This window comes from Paenibacillus sp. FSL P4-0176 (assembly GCF_037975265.1).
GTDB lineage: Bacteria > Bacillota > Bacilli > Paenibacillales > Paenibacillaceae > Paenibacillus > Paenibacillus amylolyticus.
Window position 1 is genome coordinate 3,427,179 of sequence record NZ_CP150242.1, and the last position, 18,826, is coordinate 3,446,004.

Annotated in this window: 13 protein-coding genes; 11 read left to right on the forward strand and 2 right to left on the reverse strand. The window is 46.0% G+C overall.

What is annotated here, in order from left to right:
* Window positions 1-870 carry an AraC family transcriptional regulator gene (locus tag MKY95_RS15635; RefSeq protein ID WP_076253031.1) on the reverse strand — a complete coding sequence of 290 codons (870 nt, stop codon included), beginning with the start codon at window positions 868-870 and terminating at the stop codon, window positions 1-3.
* 163 nt (window positions 871-1,033) lie between these two features.
* Here MKY95_RS15635 and MKY95_RS15640 point away from each other — a divergent pair, with 163 nt between their 5' ends.
* The 5 genes from MKY95_RS15640 (at window position 1,034) to MKY95_RS15660 (ending at window position 9,344) form a co-directional block, all read left to right on the forward strand.
* Window positions 1,034-2,551, forward strand: coding sequence for a glycoside hydrolase family 43 protein (locus tag MKY95_RS15640; protein ID WP_339199678.1), 1,518 nt, complete (start codon window positions 1,034-1,036; stop codon window positions 2,549-2,551).
* Window positions 2,552-2,558: 7 nt separating this feature from the next.
* A complete protein-coding gene (locus MKY95_RS15645; RefSeq protein WP_339199681.1) occupies window positions 2,559-4,109 on the forward strand; it encodes a glycoside hydrolase 43 family protein in 1,551 nt (516 codons plus the stop codon).
* A 124-nt stretch (window positions 4,110-4,233) separates the two neighbouring features.
* Window positions 4,234-5,919, forward strand: a complete 1,686-nt coding sequence (locus tag MKY95_RS15650) for an extracellular solute-binding protein (protein ID WP_339199684.1) — start codon at window positions 4,234-4,236, stop codon at window positions 5,917-5,919.
* Window positions 5,920-5,976: 57 nt separating this feature from the next.
* On the forward strand, window positions 5,977-7,734 hold the full coding sequence (locus MKY95_RS15655; RefSeq protein WP_339199686.1) for a histidine kinase: 1,758 nt from the start codon (window positions 5,977-5,979) through the stop codon (window positions 7,732-7,734).
* Window positions 7,719-9,344, forward strand: coding sequence for a response regulator (locus tag MKY95_RS15660; protein ID WP_339199689.1), 1,626 nt, complete (start codon window positions 7,719-7,721; stop codon window positions 9,342-9,344). The genes MKY95_RS15655 and MKY95_RS15660 overlap by 16 nt, the downstream gene beginning before the upstream one ends.
* 124 nt (window positions 9,345-9,468) lie before the next feature.
* Here MKY95_RS15660 and MKY95_RS15665 read toward each other — a convergent pair whose 3' ends face one another.
* Entirely contained in the window at window positions 9,469-10,236 is a 768-nt protein-coding gene (locus MKY95_RS15665) for a helix-turn-helix domain-containing protein (RefSeq protein ID WP_047842955.1), read from the reverse strand.
* A 274-nt stretch (window positions 10,237-10,510) separates the two neighbouring features.
* Here MKY95_RS15665 and MKY95_RS15670 point away from each other — a divergent pair, with 274 nt between their 5' ends.
* From MKY95_RS15670 to MKY95_RS15695, 6 genes are all read left to right on the forward strand, one after another.
* Window positions 10,511-11,866, forward strand: a complete 1,356-nt coding sequence (locus MKY95_RS15670) for an extracellular solute-binding protein (protein ID WP_036615912.1) — start codon at window positions 10,511-10,513, stop codon at window positions 11,864-11,866.
* Window positions 11,867-11,971: 105 nt separating this feature from the next.
* Window positions 11,972-14,869 carry an extracellular solute-binding protein gene (locus MKY95_RS15675; RefSeq protein ID WP_100526244.1) on the forward strand — a complete coding sequence of 966 codons (2,898 nt, stop codon included), beginning with the start codon at window positions 11,972-11,974 and terminating at the stop codon, window positions 14,867-14,869.
* Between the two features lie 19 nt (window positions 14,870-14,888).
* Window positions 14,889-15,845, forward strand: coding sequence for a sugar ABC transporter permease (locus MKY95_RS15680; RefSeq protein ID WP_036615906.1), 957 nt, complete (start codon window positions 14,889-14,891; stop codon window positions 15,843-15,845).
* Window positions 15,846-15,847: 2 nt separating this feature from the next.
* Window positions 15,848-16,723: a carbohydrate ABC transporter permease gene (locus MKY95_RS15685; protein WP_026081082.1), complete on the forward strand. Its 876-nt coding sequence runs from the start codon at window positions 15,848-15,850 to the stop codon at window positions 16,721-16,723.
* 15 nt (window positions 16,724-16,738) lie between these two features.
* Window positions 16,739-18,202 (forward strand): NHL repeat-containing protein, encoded by a 1,464-nt coding sequence (locus tag MKY95_RS15690; protein WP_076253037.1) that lies wholly within the window; start codon window positions 16,739-16,741, stop codon window positions 18,200-18,202.
* Window positions 18,186-18,821 carry a YIP1 family protein gene (locus MKY95_RS15695; protein WP_339199698.1) on the forward strand — a complete coding sequence of 212 codons (636 nt, stop codon included), beginning with the start codon at window positions 18,186-18,188 and terminating at the stop codon, window positions 18,819-18,821. Before MKY95_RS15690 ends, MKY95_RS15695 begins: the two co-directional genes overlap by 17 nt.
* Window positions 18,822-18,826: the final 5 nt, after the last annotated feature.

Here is an 18,826-nt window from a genome sequence, read left to right on the forward strand (position 1 = left end):
TTATTGTGGTAATGCTTCAATTGCATCACGTCTTTGTTTGATATACTTACCGGGGGAGATGCCGACCATTTTGGTAAAACTGCGAATAAAATTGGCATAGTCACTAAAGCCCGATTGAAAGCATGCATCCGTAATACTCATTCCTTCTGACAGGTGGAATTTGGCCCGTTCAATACGACGACCCAAAATGTAGGAACGGATGGTCAATCCAGTATGCTTTTTGAACTGGCGGCTGATATAAGTACTGTTCATGTAGAACACTTCGGCAAGTTTGCGAAGCGTTATGTCTTGATTCAGATGTGTTTCAATATAATCCATGGTTTCACGAACCAGTTCAGGCATAATGTCATTGGGAACAAAGGAATTGTTATGAAACCAGACGTTAATCATGACCAACAATTGGGCTACGGCTGCATTTATTTTGATATCGGTGCCATAAGCATCGGAAGCAAGCAACCCTTCCAGTTCGTTTGTACATTGCAGCATCTGCTTCAAGTTATCGTCGTCTAGATGTACGATGTTGCCTGTTCCTTTGGGGCGATGGTCAAAACATGACGATAGATTGGTTGATGGTGTGGAAAGCTGAAACAGATATGTTTTTTTGAGATTGATTGTAATTCGTTCATACTCAGATTCATCCAGAATAAAGGCTCGGTGCATCTCCTCGGGTGACATCACAAGCAGATCACCAGGCTGAACATGGTAACATCGATTATCTACATAAAAGTGAACGTTTCCACGAAGAAACAGGTAGATTTCGTATGCATTATGGCGATGATAGATCGTTTCCAGCTTATACGTCGTTACGCTGTGCAGATATAAGAGCTCAGGCTGGATGGGATCATAAAAACACTCAGAGGATCCACTCATGAAGTACCTCCCGTCATTTCACGCAATAAATAGAGCGGTTAACGCAATGAAATTGTACTCAGCTTACCTTAAAATGTAATCATCCTATCATGATACCTTTTGTATTGCAAACGCTTTCTCGTAAAAAGACACAACTAAAAACGATTATAGGGGGATTCTTTTGATGAATCATCATTCTACACCACAAGCTGGTGAGCAAAAGCAAGACCAAGCTGCCAATCTGGAGCGTATTCCAGGGGAGATTGGAAAGCTTCGTCCCAACAGTAACCCTTTGGTGGCCCACAAATTTGGAGCCGATCCCTATGCTTTAGTATTTAACAATCGAGTCTACTTATATATGACTAGTGATAAGCTGGAATATGATAAGGACGGTCTTCCTCAGAAAAACAGCTACAGTTCAATCAACCGGATTACGGTCATTTCATCGGATGACTTAATCAACTGGACCGATCATGGAGAGATCAGAGTTGCTGGTCCTCAAGGCGCAGCAACATGGGCTTCGCAATCCTGGGCCCCGGCAGCTGCTCATCGAATCTTGGATGGCAAGGACTGTTTCTTTCTTTATTTCGCCAACAATGCCAGTGGAATAGGTGTACTGTCTGCACCAACACCTGTAGGTCCATGGATAGACCCTATAGGAAAAGCACTTATTACAAGAGAGACTCCGGGAGTGGAGGAAGTAACCTGGTTATTCGATCCGGCTGTCATTGTAGATGATGATCATCAGGCCTACATCTATTTCGGTGGTGGTATTCCACAGGGGAAAGCAGAAAGACCGGATACGGCAAGAGTGATGCGATTGGGAGACGATATGATCAGCGTTGTTGGCAAAGCAAAGGTTATTCAGGCGCCTTATATGTTTGAAGATTCAGGGATACATAAATATAATAATAGTTACTACTTTACGTATTGTTCCAATTTTATTGAGGGTGATCGGCCAGACGACAGCCCACCACCTGGTGAGATTGCATATATGACCAGTGTTCAGCCAATGGGGCCATGGACATATCAGGGTACGCTACTCCAGAATCCAGGACACTTTTTTGATATTGGCGGCAACAATCACCATGCTATATTTCAACTATCGGATCAATGGTACATTGCCTATCATGCCCAGACATTATGCCAAGCCATGGATATTCCCGAAGGTTACCGTTCAACGCATCTGAATCGAGTCGAACATGATGAGGCCACGGGTAAGATCAAGAAGGTACATGCCGATTATCAGGGTGTAGATCAAATCAAATGCTTCGATCCTTATGGGCGGGTAAGCGGTTCAACGATTGGATGGAGTAGCGGAGTATCAACAGAGCAATATCTTGACTCTGGTGAGATGTCTGCATCAGATTCGAATATGATTTCCGCTAAACTGCAAAATGACAGCTGGATAGCTATATCGAAGGTGGACTTTGAAAGTGAAGGACCCACAACCTTCACAGCCACGATTGCGAATCAAGGAACCGAAGGTACGTTAGAACTTCGACTTGATCGTGCAGACGGACTGTTAATTGGAGAAATCATTGTTCCGCCTGCGACCGAATCCCTTCACTGGATGGAACTAACAACTAAGGTTACGGGTGCGAAAGGTGTGCAAGACTTGTATATTAAGCTTAAAAGTTCAACAGACAGCTCAACCATCCTATTAAGAGAATGGAAGTTTAACAGACAAAATGAGGTGTAATTAAAGCATGTATCCGAATCCGATTATTTGGGCCGATTACCCGGATCTTGACGTTATTCGTGTAGAAGACACATATTATATGGTCAGTACAACCATGCATATGATGCCGGGATGTGTCATCCTGCGTTCATATGACCTGATCCATTGGGAAGTAGCCACATATGTATACGACACATTGGACGATACACCTGCCCAACGGCTGGTGGATGGTCATCACGTTTATAGTAAAGGCATGTGGGCTGCATCACTCCGCTATCATCAAGGAATGTTCTATGTGATCTTTGTTGCGAATGATACCCGTAAGACATACTTGTATACGTCGACCTCCATCTCGGGAGTGTGGAAGAAACAGATCGTGGAAGGGTTTTACCATGATTGCTCCTTATTTTTTGACGATGATGAACGAGCCTATCTCGTGTACGGTAATACCGAGATCTATCTGACCGAATTAAGCTCTGATCTGTCCGGGCCCAAACCTGGTGGAGTGCATCGCTTAATTGTAAAAGACGAGCAGCCTCATCACCTTGGTTATGAAGGAGCACATTTTTACAAGATCAATGGTAAATATATTGTGTTCCTGATTCATATAACAAAAGCTTCCGGACGTAGAACACAGGCGTTTTATATGGCAGACTCTCTGGAAGATATCTTCACTGGTGGAGAAGTATTTAATGACGATATGGATTATTTCAATTCAGGTGTTGCTCAGGGCGGTATCGTGGATACGCCGGATGGAGACTGGTATGCAATGCTGTTTCAGGATCATGGGGCTGTTGGCCGGGTGCCTGTTTTGGTTCCGCTACACTTTGATCAAGGTATACCGGTCTTTGCAAACAAAGCGCCGAAGCAGATTGATATCCCGAGCACGAGACCAGAGCACCGTTATATCCCGTTAGTGGGTAGCGACAGTTTCAATTATGAACCCGAGGAAGATGGAAGCATCCGCCTCCGTGATTTTTGGCAATGGAATCATACACCTAATCATGAACTCTGGTCCGTCACAGAGAAACCGGGAGTGTATCGTGTTCGAACGGGACAGATCAGCCCAAATCTGACGTTTGCGGTCAACACACTAACCCAGCGTTCAATGGGGCCCGCTTGCGAAGTAATAGTTACGCTTGACGGCAGTCGTCTGAATGATGGGGATTATGCCGGGTTGTGCTTTCTGATCGGTTCGTACGGTATGATCGCTCTTACGAAGCAGGATAACAAGTTTTACTTGGTCATGCATGCCAGAGATAGTGAGGATTCCACCATATTTGGCAATCTGATCGACCAGAAGCCAGCCACTGAACATGAACGTATCCCGGTATCAGATCCAGTAGTTAAACTAAAAGCATTCGGAAATTTTGAGAACAATCTGGATGAGTGCTCTTTTGCCTATTTCGATGGAACTGAATGGAGAGATATAGGGATTGTCCACAAAATGATATATAAACTGGATCATTTTATGGGTTGCCGAACGGGGTTGTTTGTATATTCAACCGAATTGGTTGGAGGAACAGCTGACTTTTCGAATTTCGAATATCGCGTAATTAATCCTGATGAGAAACAATAAAGATACGAAAAGCCGCCCAATGGCGGCTTTTCGTATTCAATGAGTACAAGTTGTTGTACAATGATATGGATTAAAGTTGACAGAGAGAAGAGAGTTGTTCAAACCGAACTGGGGGCATGTCGTCATGTATAAGAGATGTCTGGACATAACAAGATGGACCTTCATTCTGTTCCTTGCTGTATCCATACCAGCAGGTCATACCGAAGGTAATACCAAACAACATCATCCGCAGCAAGATGGGCAGCAGATTCAACTTCCCGCTACGTTTGAGAGGTATTCTCCTCCCATCGTGGTCTCTTTTGTCAGGGAAACGGGAGATGACCTTGAGCGCATGATTAGTCAGTTACCTGGTGAGACGATACTGGATAATCGCTGGACTCGTTTGTACGAGAAAGAGCTAGGTATTCAAATTCACTATGACTGGACTGCTAATGGAGATGTATACAATCAGAAGTTGGGTGTATCCCTCGCTGCAGGACGTTTTCCAGATGTGGTGAAAGTTAATCCATATCAACTTAGACAACTGAGCAATGCTGGAATGATCGAAGATTTAACCCATGTGTACCAAGAGTATGCTTCCCCACTTACAAAGAGTATATTGGAGGCGGAGGGAAGAGGCGCATTTGATGCGGCAACCATTGATGGCAAACTCATGGCTATTCCCGAATCATCTTCCTCCATTGAGACAGCGCAGTACCTGTGGATTAGAACCGATTGGTTGGAGCAACTGGGGCTACGGCCGCCTGAAACGATGGAAGAGCTTCTCCAGGTTTCGAAAGCGTTTACAGAGGAGGACCCCGACGGGAACGGAGAGCATGATACGTATGGACTTGCGCTAACAAACCATCTATGGGATCCAGTTATGGGAGCTGCAGGGTTCATGTCTGGCTACGGTGCCTACCCTAATATATGGGTTAAAGATGCAGAAGGAAACCTCACTTATGGAGGTATACAGCCTGAAGTTCGGGAGGCTCTGAAAGTACTGCAAACGTTGTATCGTGAAGGCCAACTTGATCCGGATTTTGGTTATAAAAGTGGAAACAAGGCGTTTCGTCTAGTTCAAGATGGAAAAATAGGGATGCTTTACGGCGAACAGTGGACATCCTTTATGCTTCAGAGCACCCGTGATAAAGAAACAGATATAGATGTAGAATGGCAGGCATATCCCATTGTTGCCAAGTCGGACCGGAGCCTGTTCGTACCGCTACGTTCCAACACTGGGCAATACTTTGCTGTAAAAAAGGGGTTCTCTAATCCGGAAGTTGTTGTAAAGCTCATGAATCTGCATCTGGACATCAACTGGGGGGATCAGGCACAGTATGAAACATACTACAATGACGACTCCCGAGCTGTGTGGATGCTTTCACCGGTAACTCCTTTTCCCGGTAATAAAAATATAGATGCATACAAACAAATTCGTGATGCCAGAAGTACAGGAGACTTCTCGGCTCTGCAGAATGAAGCTCTCGCCATTCACAAACGCATTGTCGCCTTTGAATTGGAAGATGTAGAGAGCGGCTGGGGCTGGAAACAAACCTATGGGCCTTCGGGTGCTTTTAGCATTGCAGATTCTTACGAGAAGAACGGCCAACTTCTCTATGATCAATTCACGGGCGGAATTACGGACACAATGGTTGATCGACAAATTATTCTTCGGGATCTTCAGCTTGAAGCCTATATGAACATTATTCTAGGCAGGTCGATAGATGAGTTTGATCAATTCGTTGAGAACTGGCGCAAGCTGGGGGGAGATCAGATCACATCGGAGGTTAACGCGTGGTTTCGCGCCAGCAAGCCAAAGGAGCGCTAATGTTCACTTTATTATTACAAGGAACCCACTCAGCCTTTGGCATTGGAGGTGAATGTATTGATCAAGATCCCTGCTAAATCATGGTTTAACAGTATATTTGCGCGATTAATAATCACCTATCTGGTATTTGTACTCCCCCTTATTCTTCTTGGCGTGTATCTGTATCATTGGAGTTATGACAATGCAAGTCAGGAAATATCGTTGTCCACGGAAAGACGGTTGAACCAATATGTCGTGGAATTGAACAGAGAGATAGAATGGATGGAATTACAGCAGTTTGATATCGTTGAGGATCGAAAACTCAATCGTCTAGCCATTCTCTGGGACATGATGGATCAGGTTGAGCGGCGTGATACATTAAATTACCTGACTGAACGACTCGCTTCATTCAAGAATAGCACTGCTTATATCAAAAACGTTCATGTACATATCCCTTCTGTTGGAAAAAGTATATCCGCGATCCAAGGCATCGATGATTTCGATAAAAGTTCTTACCTATATTTCAGTTCAGGCATGCAAGGAAAAGGTACACGTTTCACTGTGAAAGAGGACGCCTTGAACTTAAGTGCCGTCAGGCTGACAGGCACGAGAGGAGAACCCCCGCTTTTTGTCATTCAAGTGGAGCTGGATACATACCATTTTCAGAATGAACTCACACGGCTTAATTTGTACCCGGAGAGTTCAACTTTTCTGATTGAGGACAAAACGGGGCATGCCATCACAGATAAACATCAAGCTAGTGTTATTCTCGCGAATTACCGTGAGCACAGTGTAAAGGGTACACTTGATGGCTTTCGGATGAAGGTGGGTGACACCATGTACCATGTTAGTCAGTTGCATATGGACTCCCTGGGCTTATCCGTAGCTACATATCTACCCGAGGCAATTGTTACGAAGCCACTTAGCAAGTTCTATCATTGGGCTTGGCTGTTTGCAATTACATCATTTGTTGCCATCACGGCGTATCTCTATTCAAGTTACAAGTTAATTCATATCCCGTTGCTGTTGTTGGTGAAAAGATTCAAAAAAATGGAGGGAGGCATGCTTGATGTCCCCATTGCGCATAACCGAAAGGATGAATTCGGCTTCCTCTACACCCGTTTCAATCTAATGATTGAAAATCTTCAATCCCTGATCGACCGAGATTTCAAGAAAACACTGATGATGCAGCGGGCCGAGTTGAAACAGCTCCAATCCCAGATTAATCCTCATTTTCTGTACAATAGCTTCTTTATTCTGAATTCACTGGCAAGGACAGGAGAAACCGAACGTATTGAGCAATTCACCAACATGCTCGGAGAGTATTTCAGGTTCATTACGCGGAATGAAACAGATCATGTGAAGTTGAAAGTGGAAGTTGAGCATTCACGGATCTATACAGAGATTCAACAATTACGATTCTCCAGACGAATCAAAGTTGATTTTGGGTCACTACCTGCTGAGATGGAACATATTAAAGTTCCCAGACTCATTATTCAACCTATTATTGAGAATGCCTACGAACACAGCCTTGAAAAGAATACGGACTCCGGTCTTCTAATTATTGGGTTTAATATGGAAGGTTCATATGCCGGGATCACCGTAGAGGATAATGGTAATGAGTTGGAAGAGCAACACATTCAAACTCTTCAACAACGTTTGCATAAGGACGGAGGTACAGACGAAATGACGGCGTTAATAAATATTCATCGACGTCTGGTCCTGACGTATGGAGAAGGAAGTGGGCTTTTTCTATCCAGAAGTGAACTGCAAGGGTTAAAAGTCACAATTCGAATCCAGTGGAAAGAGGGGGAAAACGAATGTATCGACTTTTGATTGTAGATGACGAGGAGATTATTACGGATAGTCTCTATGAAACGTTCGCCAGACATATACCCGAACAGCTTGATGTATGTAAGGCCTACTCTGCAACAGAAGCATTGTCCTGGATGCAACGTTCGAGAATTGACATTGTTCTAACGGACATCCGTATGCCGGGTATGAGTGGGTTGGAACTGACAGAGCGGATTCAAGCCAGTTGGCCGAATTGTCGTGTCATTTTTCTGACAGGACATAGCGATTTTGATTATGCATATCAAGCTTTTCAGATGGCTAATGTGCGTTATTTGCTCAAAACGGAAGGTTATGACAAGGTGATGTCTGTTGTAGAAGATGTGATGGAAGAGATCCGGCAAAGTCACAGCATGGTTGAGTTGTTGGAACATTCTCATAAAGTTAATTCGCAGCTTGCACTGATACAGCAAAAAGAGTATTTACGGAAGTTACTTCAAGACTGTACAGCGGTTATAGATTCTACTATGCATATGCAGGACGAATTATCCAAACGAGATATAAGATTACAGATCAACTCGCCTGTTTATCTCATACTGGGTCGGTTCAATAATCTGCCAGAAAAGGGTTCGGACCTCACACAAGTCCAAGAATCTGTGCGCATTATCGGCTCTTCTCTGATGAATGAACGTACAGTGTGCGCAAGTGTAACGGACCATTATGGGGATACGATCTGGCTGCTTCAGCCGAAGCAGGAGGAAGAGATGACAAATGATAAACTTGTGCGATTTCTAGAAGGTACACTGGAACTGGTACAGGAAGCATGCATGGTCTCACTCGGCGTATCCATTGCTTTTTCATTAAGTAGTCGCAGTTGCAATTGGTCCGAGTTAACCAAACAATATGAACGTCTGAGATTACTCCAGTGGATGAAAATTGGGGATGGTGTATCCATGGTACTCACGGACCATCGTAATGATCTCTCATCTGATGTACCTAAAGAATCCATGCGGATCTCAAACCGGATCGAGATTATGTCAGGATATTTGGAAACGGGACGAATTCAGCCATTTTACGATATATTTGAGGAGCTTGCAGGCGAACTGCTGCAACAGGATATTACGATGGAACGTGCCATGGAGACATACTACAATCTGGCCTTATTATTGCATTCAACGATCAATCGTTGGGGTCTTCAACAGAAAATCCCGGATCAACGAAGCTTGCTACACTTAGGGGAGTATACATGCATGAAGGATGCAGTACAATTTCTATATCGTGCTGCCGATGAATTAGTACGCTACAAAAGATCAAATGAACAGGAACGCGCTAACGTTGTCATTCATTCCTTATGCAGTTACGTCAAGGAGAACCTGGAGAAAGATCTCTCTCTGGTAAGACTGGCAGAACTTCATCATTTTAATCCATCCTATCTGTCGCGATTCTTTAAGCAGGAAATGGGAATAAACGTGTCAGAGTTCATTGACGACTGCCGAATACGGAAAGCCAAAGAATTGCTTCAGAACACAAATCTTATGGTGCGTGAGGTCGCACTTCAAGTGGGGTATGAGGCTGCACATTCGTTTACCCGACTTTTTAAGAAAATAACGGGAATGACTCCTCAAGAATACCGGGAATCCCTCTTGGTACGTTAATAGTGAATACTCTGGAATTGACCAAACCCAAACAACCACAAAAAAACGCAGGAAGTAGAATACATCCTGCGTTTTTTTGTGGTTATTATCTAATTGATAAACAAACCGATTCGGCGATCCACCTTTAGGCCGTGTGGATTTTTTGTCTTCTATAAGCATTGGGACTCGATCCGGCATACGCTTTGAACTTTTTATAGAACCAATCAATATCCTTATAACCTACCTCAATAGCAATCTCATATATTCGCAGATTCGTGGAAGACAACAACTGCTGTGCCTTTTCCATACGTTGCTGGAGCATATAATCATTGAAAGACATCTTCTCTTCCAGCTTAAACTTCTGTCCAAGGTACGCACAGTTAAAATGAAGCATGTCAGAGATCTTCTTCAGCGTGATTTCATCACTCAGATGATCCCGTACATAGGCCTTAACGATACGAATAACATGACTGGAGTGCATGGGTTTACCGTTCATTTGAACGGGTGTTTTGAAGAACGACGACGTTTTGTGTGCCGGGTCGGTTTCAAGGTGGGATCTAAGTCCATGCAGACTGTTAAGTAAAGAAGAAGGACTAACAGGATACGGGAGATAATCATTTACCTGATACGTCAGGGCTTTGCGTACAAACCTGAAGTGATCTCTTCCACCCATCAGGAGGATAGGTATCTGACTTTTTTTTCGGATGTCATTGCATAACCAGAGCCCCGCGGTATCAAACCTCTCTGTATGTACCATAACAAGGGAAAAGTCTCGTTCTGACAATGCGGTCAAAGCCTCGGCCGATGAGAACACACAATTTGCGATAGTATATTGAGCTTTGCTCCGTAGCAACATCTGTTGCAACTCTCCGCACAAACGACGGCTGAAATCCACAAGTAAAATATCATACATGAAGCAATACCTCACCTTCTGCTGAATTGTAATGCGCTAGATTAACTGAAATTTGACTTAATTTCATTATGGTAATAAAAGAAAGCGCATACAATGTGCATATTTTTGTAGACAGTGCATTTCTTTACCAATTAAAACCTATAATGCACTTTGCTCGTGCAAAATTACGCAAATCTATATTCAGCCCGGGTAAACATCTGTATTTCGGCAGGTTGTTTGCGCTTTCATTTGAACGATACACTGTGATAGCAAACGACAATCAGGGGGGAAGACGATGAGAAAACACAAGTTCATGCTACTGAGCCTGGTATTTGCGGTCTTGTTGGTGATTGCTGCATGCAGTTCTGCACCTACCGCTCAACCCGAGCCGGAAAAGACAACACCACAGGAGGAACAAAAACCCGCGGAAACCGAGCCAAAGAATGAAAACTCCACGCCAGAAATGGACTTTGACATGGGTGGCAGAACGATCAAGGTTGTTGCTTGGTGGGACATGGAAATACAGGGGAATAACCCGGACAACATTCAACGTCTTGAGAATCTCGAAGCGCTGAAGAAAAAACACAACTTTAATATTGAATATGTTTCCATCGATTTTGGTGAATATCAGGAAAAAGTAGTTGCTTCCCTGATGGCCGGTGAACCGCTTGGCGATCTGGTGAGACTGGGCAAAAACTATGCCATTCCGGCATTGACCAAACAGGATCTGTTATGGCCGGTGGATGATTATATTAAAAACGACAAGGTATTCAACCAGAAAACAACCAAGGAATACATGCAGTATGAAGGCAAAGGTTACGGCTTTACCGAGGACCAGTCCTCGTTTATCAACGGAATTTTCTATAATCGCACACTCATGCAAGAGCTCGGCTTGAAGCCACTTCAGGAGTATGTGGATGCCGATGAATGGAACTGGGATACGTTCATCAGTGTTGCCAAGCAAGCGAACAAGGATCGAAACAATGATGGCAAGCTAGACACTTGGGGACTCGCTCAAACGGGCTTGCTGGAACCGATTCTGTATTCCAACGAGGCTTCTCTGACCAAAGAGGATAAGCAAAACCTGGAAGATCCAAAAACAAAAGAAGCGTTGAACTTCCTGTCCAAACTGGCTACCGAGAAGGTCGGTAGAGCTTCTGAGGGCGGCGATTGGACAGAGCCATCCACGTTCTTCCGTCAAGGCAACACCTTGATGTATTCAGGTGCCATGTACGAAGTTGAAGGTATTATGACGGATATGAAGGACTACGATATTGGTTTTGTACCGTTTCCAAAAGGTCCAAGTGCAACAGCGTATCACTCCGGTGAGTCACGTTACCAAGCTATAACGATTCCAAAAGCAGTAGAGAATCCGGAACAACTGATGTACATCTGGGAGAAAATTAATGAGATCGAATCGATCTATGAGTATCCGGGACAATCCACACTGGAGACACATCTGACCGATGAAGCAGATATCAACAACGCCAGAGAGGTTGCGGAAGGTATGTTGGTTCTCGACCATAACACATTCCCGTCCTTGCCGTTCTGGGATTTTGATGGGGAACTCAAAGAAGGGGTATCCGTATCTACGCTGATCGAGAAATACAAGGCTCCTTTCCAGGCTGCGATTGATGAGGTTTACAAATAAGTATCACGTTACACGGGCAGAACGCACCAGTGAAGGTGCGGTCTGTCCGGGTTAGTCAATCGTTCAGTTCTCTCAACGCTTACAGGAAAGGGGATACATTCAAACATGCGGTCACGTAAGAAAAAGGGACTAATCCTGGTGCTTGTCCTGGCCTTGGTGCTCTCCATATGGACACTATATCCATCGCGGGATCGTAATCCGGGAACGGTACATGCGCTTGAGGACTTTGAGGCGGTATCGGGAACCGAGGATTCATTCAGTTATGAGCATTATCTGACTGCTCATGACAATACGGCCAAACCGGATGAAATTGTACGCATCGAAGGCGAATCTTATGTTCAGGCAGAGGATGGGGAATTTGAGGTTGTGCAAGGGTACGCCGGATTAGACGGAAATGCCGTAATTACGCCGGAAACTGGAACCATTCGCTGGGATGTTCCCGTTCAAGTGAGCGGTTTGTACAACATTCGCATTCACTATTATCCCGTAGAAGGCAAAAGCTCCGGGATCGAACGCAGGCTTGAGCTTAATGGTAAGGTCCCGTTCAGAGGGGCTGATATTCTTCTGTTTGACAGGGTATGGGGGAATCGCGAGGATAACGTCCGGCAGGACGATCGTGGCAACGAGCTTAGACCAAGACAAGTGGAACAGCCCGAATGGCAACTGACTTCCTTCAAGGACAGCGCAGGGTACTTTGAGGAACCGTTTCAGTTTTATTTTGAAAAAGGCAGTCAGAAGTTATCGCTCACTTCATTAAGAGAAAGCATGGCGATCGATTATATTGAGCTATATCAAGAAAGCGAAGTTCCTTCCTATGCAGAGCTGGAGCAAACCTATGCCTCACTCGGCTTGAAACAATCGGCTCCTGTCATGCTGAAAGTTCAGGGGGAGGAAGCTGTTAGCAAATCATCTCCTACACTGGCACCAATCTCGGACCGATCAAGTCCTTCACTCGAGCCTTATAATGTATCGAAAATTCGGATGAACGCCATCGGGGGCATTAACTGGAAACTGCCGGGCGAATGGATTGAATGGGAAATTGACGTGCCTGAAGACGGACTGTATCAACTGGCGCTTAAGGTGAAACAGGATCAATTGCGTGGCATATATGCCACCCGCAGTCTGACGATTAACGGCGAAGTTCCGTTTAAGGAATTGAAACGCATTCGATTTAACTACAGCCCGGCCTGGCAAACTCAGGTCTTGGGTTCGGGAGAGGATAAGCCATATCAGTTTCATCTTGAAAAAGGGAAACACCGAATCCGAATGACAGTTACACTTGGCGACATCGCTCCGCTGCTTCGGACCGTGGAATCCAGCGTGCTGGAACTGAATGAGATGTATCGCAAAATATTAATGATCACCTCCAACAGTCCAGACCCACTGCGGGATTACCAGCTGGAACGGCGTATTCCAGAGATGACGGAGGTGTTTGAACGACAAGCTGACACCTTGCGTTCCGTTGCAGATTACCTGGAAAAGGCCACGGGTGAGCAAAGTGACAAAGTGGCCGTACTTCACGCCATGGTATTGCAGCTTGAAGATATGGCGGCCAGACCAGAGACGGTTCCCAAACGGCTGGATACGTTCAAAATTAACGTAGGTGGTCTCGGCACATGGATTCTATCGGTACGTGAACAGCCGATTACATTGGATTACCTTGTCGTATCTCCGCCGGGTGAATCGTTGCCAAAAGCGGAAGCGAGCACCGTCCAGCAGGTGAAGCACGAACTGGGCGCATATGTTGCCTCGTATACCGAAGATTACGACAGCATTGGTAACGTGGAACAAAAGAAGGATGCCATCACCGTATGGATCACAACTGGACGAGATCAGGCCCAAGTACTGAAAGGCATGATCGACGATTCGTTTACCCCGGATACGGATGTGTCCGTGCAGTTACGTCTCGTTCCGCCGAATATTTTGCTGCCCGCAACACTCTCGGGGGAAGGACCGGATGTAGCCATGCAGATGGGCGAAGACATTCCGGTGAACTATGCGATGAGGAATGCAACAGCGGATCTGAGCCAGTTCCCCGATTTCGAGGAAATTTCGGGCAGGTTCCGTGAAAGCGGATTGACGCCTTACCGCTACAACGACGGGGTATATGCCCTTCCAGAGCAACAGCATTTTCCAATGCTCTTTTACCGCAAAGATATTCTGAATGAACTGGGCCTCGAACCGCCGAAAACGTGGCAAGACGTATATAACGCCATCGCCGTGCTGCAGAAGCATAACATGGAGTTTTATCTGCCGATAGAGGATACGCTGAACAATGCCAACCTGGTTCCGAATTCAACCTTTGCGATGTTGTTATATCAGAATGACGGAACGTTCTACACCGAAGACCAGAAGAAAAGTGCACTGGATTCGGAGATTTCAATGGACGCGTTCAAACGCTGGACGCAATTTTATACCAATTACAAGTTTCCGCTCAAAGCCGATTTTCCGAACCGCTTCCGTACAGGGGAAATGCCGATCGGAATTGCTGATTACACCACGTATAACATGCTGACAGTTATGGCTCCGGAAATCCGCAATCTCTGGGACTTTACGATTGTTCCGGGTACACAGCTTCCGGATGGATCCATACGGCATGAAGTGGCCAGCGCTACGAGTGCGGTGATGATGCTCGAAAATGCGGACAACAAGGAAGCAGCGTGGAAGTTCATGAAGTGGTGGACTGATGATCAGACCCAGATTGAATACGGGAGAGAAATGGAAGGTCTTATGGGAGCGGCTGCCCGTTACCCAACGGCCAATATCGAAGCCTTGAAGCAATTGCCTTGGCCTGTGAAGGATTATCAAAATCTCGAGAAACAATGGGAATGGGTACAGGGAATCCCGCAGCTTCCTGGAGGTTATTTCACGGGACGACATCTGGACAACGCCTTCCGTAAGGTTGTCAATGCTAATGAAAATCCGCGTGAAGCCTTATCGGATTATGTCTTGTACATTGATGATGAAATAGAGTTGAAACGCAAAGAATTTAATCTGAAATAGAGGAAAGGGAGGGTAACGGTTGCAAGCTAAAACTACCAAGACAGCCGCCGCTCCTGCCGTCCATACCCGCCAGGTCGGCTGGTGGTCCCTATTGAAGCGGGATCTGTATCTCAGCAGGCATTATTACGTATTGATGGCACCGTTTATGCTGATTTTTTTCATGTTTACTGTCATTCCGGTCGGCATTTCACTCGGGCTCAGCTTTTTTCACTTCAATATGCTGGAGCTGCCGCGATTTGTCGGCTGGCAGAACTATTCCCGGCTTTTCCTGAACGATGACGTATTTCTGATCGCGCTCAAAAACACGCTGCTTTTTGCCGTAATTACAGGCCCTCTCAGTTATATAGCCTGCTTTTTGTTTGCGTGGATCATCAATGAGCTGTCTCCTAAAATTCGGGCGGTCATGACGCTGGTTTTCTATGCCCCATCCATATCGGGCAACGTCTTTTTCATCTGGCTGATCATCTTCTCGGGTGACAGCTACGGGTATATGAACGGCTTCCTGATGCGCCTTGGCGTCGTACTGGAACCGATCCAATGGCTCGCAGACGAGAAGTATGTACTGGCAATCGTCATTATTGTACAGCTGTGGCTGAGCCTGGGAACCAGCTTCCTGGCCTTTATTGCAGGACTGCAAACCATTGATCGTTCTCTGGTTGAAGCAGGAACCGTAGACGGGATCAAAAACCGCTGGCAGGAGCTCTGGTACATCACCTTGCCTTCGATGAGACCGCAGCTGATGTTTGGTGCGGTAATGCAGATTACCGCTTCCTTCGCCGTAGCTGAGATCTCCATCGCACTGGCAGGTTTCCCGAGCGTAAACTATGCGGCACACACAGTTGTCACACATCTGATGGACTTCGGAACCATTCGTTTCGAGATGGGCTATGCCTCGGCCATCGCAACGGTTCTGTTTGCCCTGATGCTGGGTACAAACGTTTTCACGCAAAAAATGCTTAGAAAGATAGGTGAATGACGATGACCAGCAAAGTACGTGCCGTGTTTGGCATGCCAAAAAGGCTTAATCGGTCATTTACCGTCAGCCTGATGTTATTTGCATTGCTGGGCGTGTTCGGCTCCTTTATGGTGCTTCCGCTCATCTATGCTGTCAACAATGCATTCAAGCCGCTGGATGAGCTGTTTATTTTCCCGCCGCGCTTCTGGGTGAACAATCCGACAACGGAGAATTTTGCCGATCTGATCAATCTCATGGGTAATTCGTGGGTGCCGTTATCCCGCTATATTGCCAACACATTGCTCATTACGATACTTGGCACAGCGGGGCATATCCTTCTTGCATCTGCAGCAGCTTATCCGCTGGCGAAGTATCGTTTTCCAGGTTCCAAAGTGTTGTTCACCATTGTCATTCTGTCCCTGATGTTCTCGCCGCATGTTACGGCGATTCCGAACTACATGGTCATGTCCTGGCTTGGCTGGATTAACACTCATGCCTCCATAATTGTGCCATCACTTGCGTTCTCGTTGGGACTTTTCCTGATGAAACAGTTCATGGAGCAGATTCCCGATGCTTTGCTGGAGGCAGCCAAAATCGACGGAGCCAATGAATACCGGATATTCTGGAGCATCGTGATGCCCAATGTGAAGCCGGCATGGCTCACGCTCATGATCCTGCAGTTTCCAGCGTTATGGGGAACGGATGGCGGGAGCTTCATTTACAGTGAAAATCTCAAAACGCTGCATTATGCGCTCAGTCAGATTGTGCAGGGAGGGATTGCAAGGGCCGGTGTAGGTGCGGCTGTTGCCTTGCTGCTGATGATTGTACCGATCACTCTGTTTATCATCTCTCAGAGCAGTGTTATGCAGACGATGGCCACTTCGGGCATGAAAGAATAGAAAGGAGGCAGCGAGGTGCGGAGAAGCACATGGAAAAAACGTAAATCGATCATCATGGGCATGATCTGCCTCCTGTTGTTCGTTCAAGAGGCGCCCTATGTGAGTGCAGACGGTAAAACGGATGCGTATCATTATTCCTTCTGGGGTGACGCAGTTCCTTCACCCGCGGCATATGAGGCAACAACCATTATCACCGGCAAGAAGCTGAACACAACTCCTATGAAAGAGCCAAGTGACATGCATGTTACCGCCAATCAGCACGTTTTTGTGCTCGATTCGGGCAATGGCCGCATCATTGAGATGGATCGCAACTTCAAGCTGGTACGGACGATTGATTCATTTGAGCAGGAAGGCAAGGAAGATCATTTTAAAAATCCACAGGGATTGTACGTCACGGAAAAAGGCCATCTGCTGGTTGCTGATTCGGATAATCACCGGGTGGTGCATCTGGATGAACAGGGGAAGCTGGTCAAGATCGTGTCTGAACCAAAATCGGATCTGCTTAAAGAAGACTTCCAGTTTAAACCGATGCGGATTGTTATGGACAAGGGGGAGCGTATCTACGTCATGGCTGAAGGCGTATTTGATGGATTCATGGAGTTCAGCGCCGATGGTACGTTCTCTTCCTTCATTGGAGCGAACAGAGTTCAGGTGGACCCGGTGGAGTATCTGTGGAAACGGTTTGCAACACGGGAGCAGCGGAGCCAGATGGTGATGTTCACTCCAACGGAATTTACCAATCTGGATATGGATGAAGAGGGCTTCATCTATGCCACTAGCGGGGATCGCGGCAAAGATCCGGTCAAGAAGCTGAATGCCCAGGGTACAGACATTTTGCGCAGAGAAGGCTATCAGACTCCGCAGGGTGATTTGCTGTATACCCAGGAAGCAGGGCCATCCCGCCTGATTGATGTGGATGTGGGTGACAGTGACATGTATTCCGTACTGGATTCCAGCAAGGGCCGAATCTTTACCTACAATGGAGACGGATATCTGCTCCATATTTATGGGGGCATCGGGAACCGGCTGGGCCAATTTAATACACCTGTTGCCCTGGAACGTGCGGGAGACCGGATGTTAGTTCTGGATAAAGCGCTGGGTGAAATCACCGTCTTTCAAACAACTGAATACGGACGTACACTCCACGAAGCGGTGCGCAGCTACTATAACGGTGATGAAGATCAATCTTCGGTGCTGTTTGCCCAAGCTGCCGAGATGAACGCTAACTTGGAATATGCGTATGCGGGAATTGGCAAAGCATTGCTTCGTCAGAAGGAATACGCCGAGTCTGCGAAATATTTCAAGCGCAGCATGGAGCCCAAAGGGTATTCCAAAGCTTTTCTTTTGTACCGCAAAGAGCTGATGCGTGAGCATTTTTCATGGATGATGTCCGGTATATTCCTGGCTGTCGCTGCGATTGTCACCGTCATCATCGTTCGCAGGCAGAAAAGGAGGACTACGAATGCAGGCATCAAGTAAGCAACTATACCAGTACCCGCTGCATCTGATTTTTCATCCGTTTGACGGATACTGGGAACTGAAATATGAACGGAACCAGAGAAACTCACTGCTGATTGCTTTCATGATCCTGGTGCTTCTGGTCATCACCAAAATTTTGCATGCCCAGTACAGCGGTTTTCTCATTAATCTCAGTAATCCAAAGTACCTGAACAGTCTGCTCGAAATGTTATATGTCATTGTACCGGTACTGTTTTGGTGTGTGGCGAACTGGTCGTTAACCACATTGATGGACGGGGAAGGCAAGTTCTCCGAGATTTTCATGTCAACGTGCTTTGCACTGGTACCGTTGTTACTCATTCATTTTCCATGGATCTGGCTGAGTCTTGTGATCTCTGCGCAGGAAACTGCCTTTTATTATTTCTCCAATGCACTCGCCGTTGTATGGACGGTATATCTGTTATTTGTGGGGAATATGACGGTTCATCAGTACACACCAGCCAAAACGGTGCTCACGATGCTGCTGACACTTGTAGCGATGGCGTTTATGGCATTTCTATGCCTGTTATTCTTTAGTCTTGTACAGCAGATTGTATCGTTTGTCGTAACCATCTATCAGGAATTAGTGCTTCGGGGCTAAGGGAG

Bases quoted from the DNA above. Each gene is read 5' to 3' on its own strand.
- MKY95_RS15635 (WP_076253031.1), bottom strand. From the start codon at position 870: ATGAGTGGATCCTCTGAGTGTTTTTATGATCCCATCCAGCCTGAGCTC.
- MKY95_RS15640 (WP_339199678.1), top strand. From the start codon at position 1,034: ATGAATCATCATTCTACACCACAAGCTGGTGAGCAAAAGCAAGACCAA.
- MKY95_RS15645 (WP_339199681.1), top strand. From the start codon at position 2,559: ATGTATCCGAATCCGATTATTTGGGCCGATTACCCGGATCTTGACGTT.
- MKY95_RS15650 (WP_339199684.1), top strand. From the start codon at position 4,234: ATGTATAAGAGATGTCTGGACATAACAAGATGGACCTTCATTCTGTTC.
- MKY95_RS15660 (WP_339199689.1), top strand. From the start codon at position 7,719: ATGTATCGACTTTTGATTGTAGATGACGAGGAGATTATTACGGATAGT.
- MKY95_RS15665 (WP_047842955.1), bottom strand. From the start codon at position 10,236: ATGTATGATATTTTACTTGTGGATTTCAGCCGTCGTTTGTGCGGAGAG.
- MKY95_RS15670 (WP_036615912.1), top strand. From the start codon at position 10,511: ATGAGAAAACACAAGTTCATGCTACTGAGCCTGGTATTTGCGGTCTTG.
- MKY95_RS15675 (WP_100526244.1), top strand. From the start codon at position 11,972: ATGCGGTCACGTAAGAAAAAGGGACTAATCCTGGTGCTTGTCCTGGCC.
- MKY95_RS15685 (WP_026081082.1), top strand. From the start codon at position 15,848: ATGACCAGCAAAGTACGTGCCGTGTTTGGCATGCCAAAAAGGCTTAAT.
- MKY95_RS15695 (WP_339199698.1), top strand. From the start codon at position 18,186: ATGCAGGCATCAAGTAAGCAACTATACCAGTACCCGCTGCATCTGATT.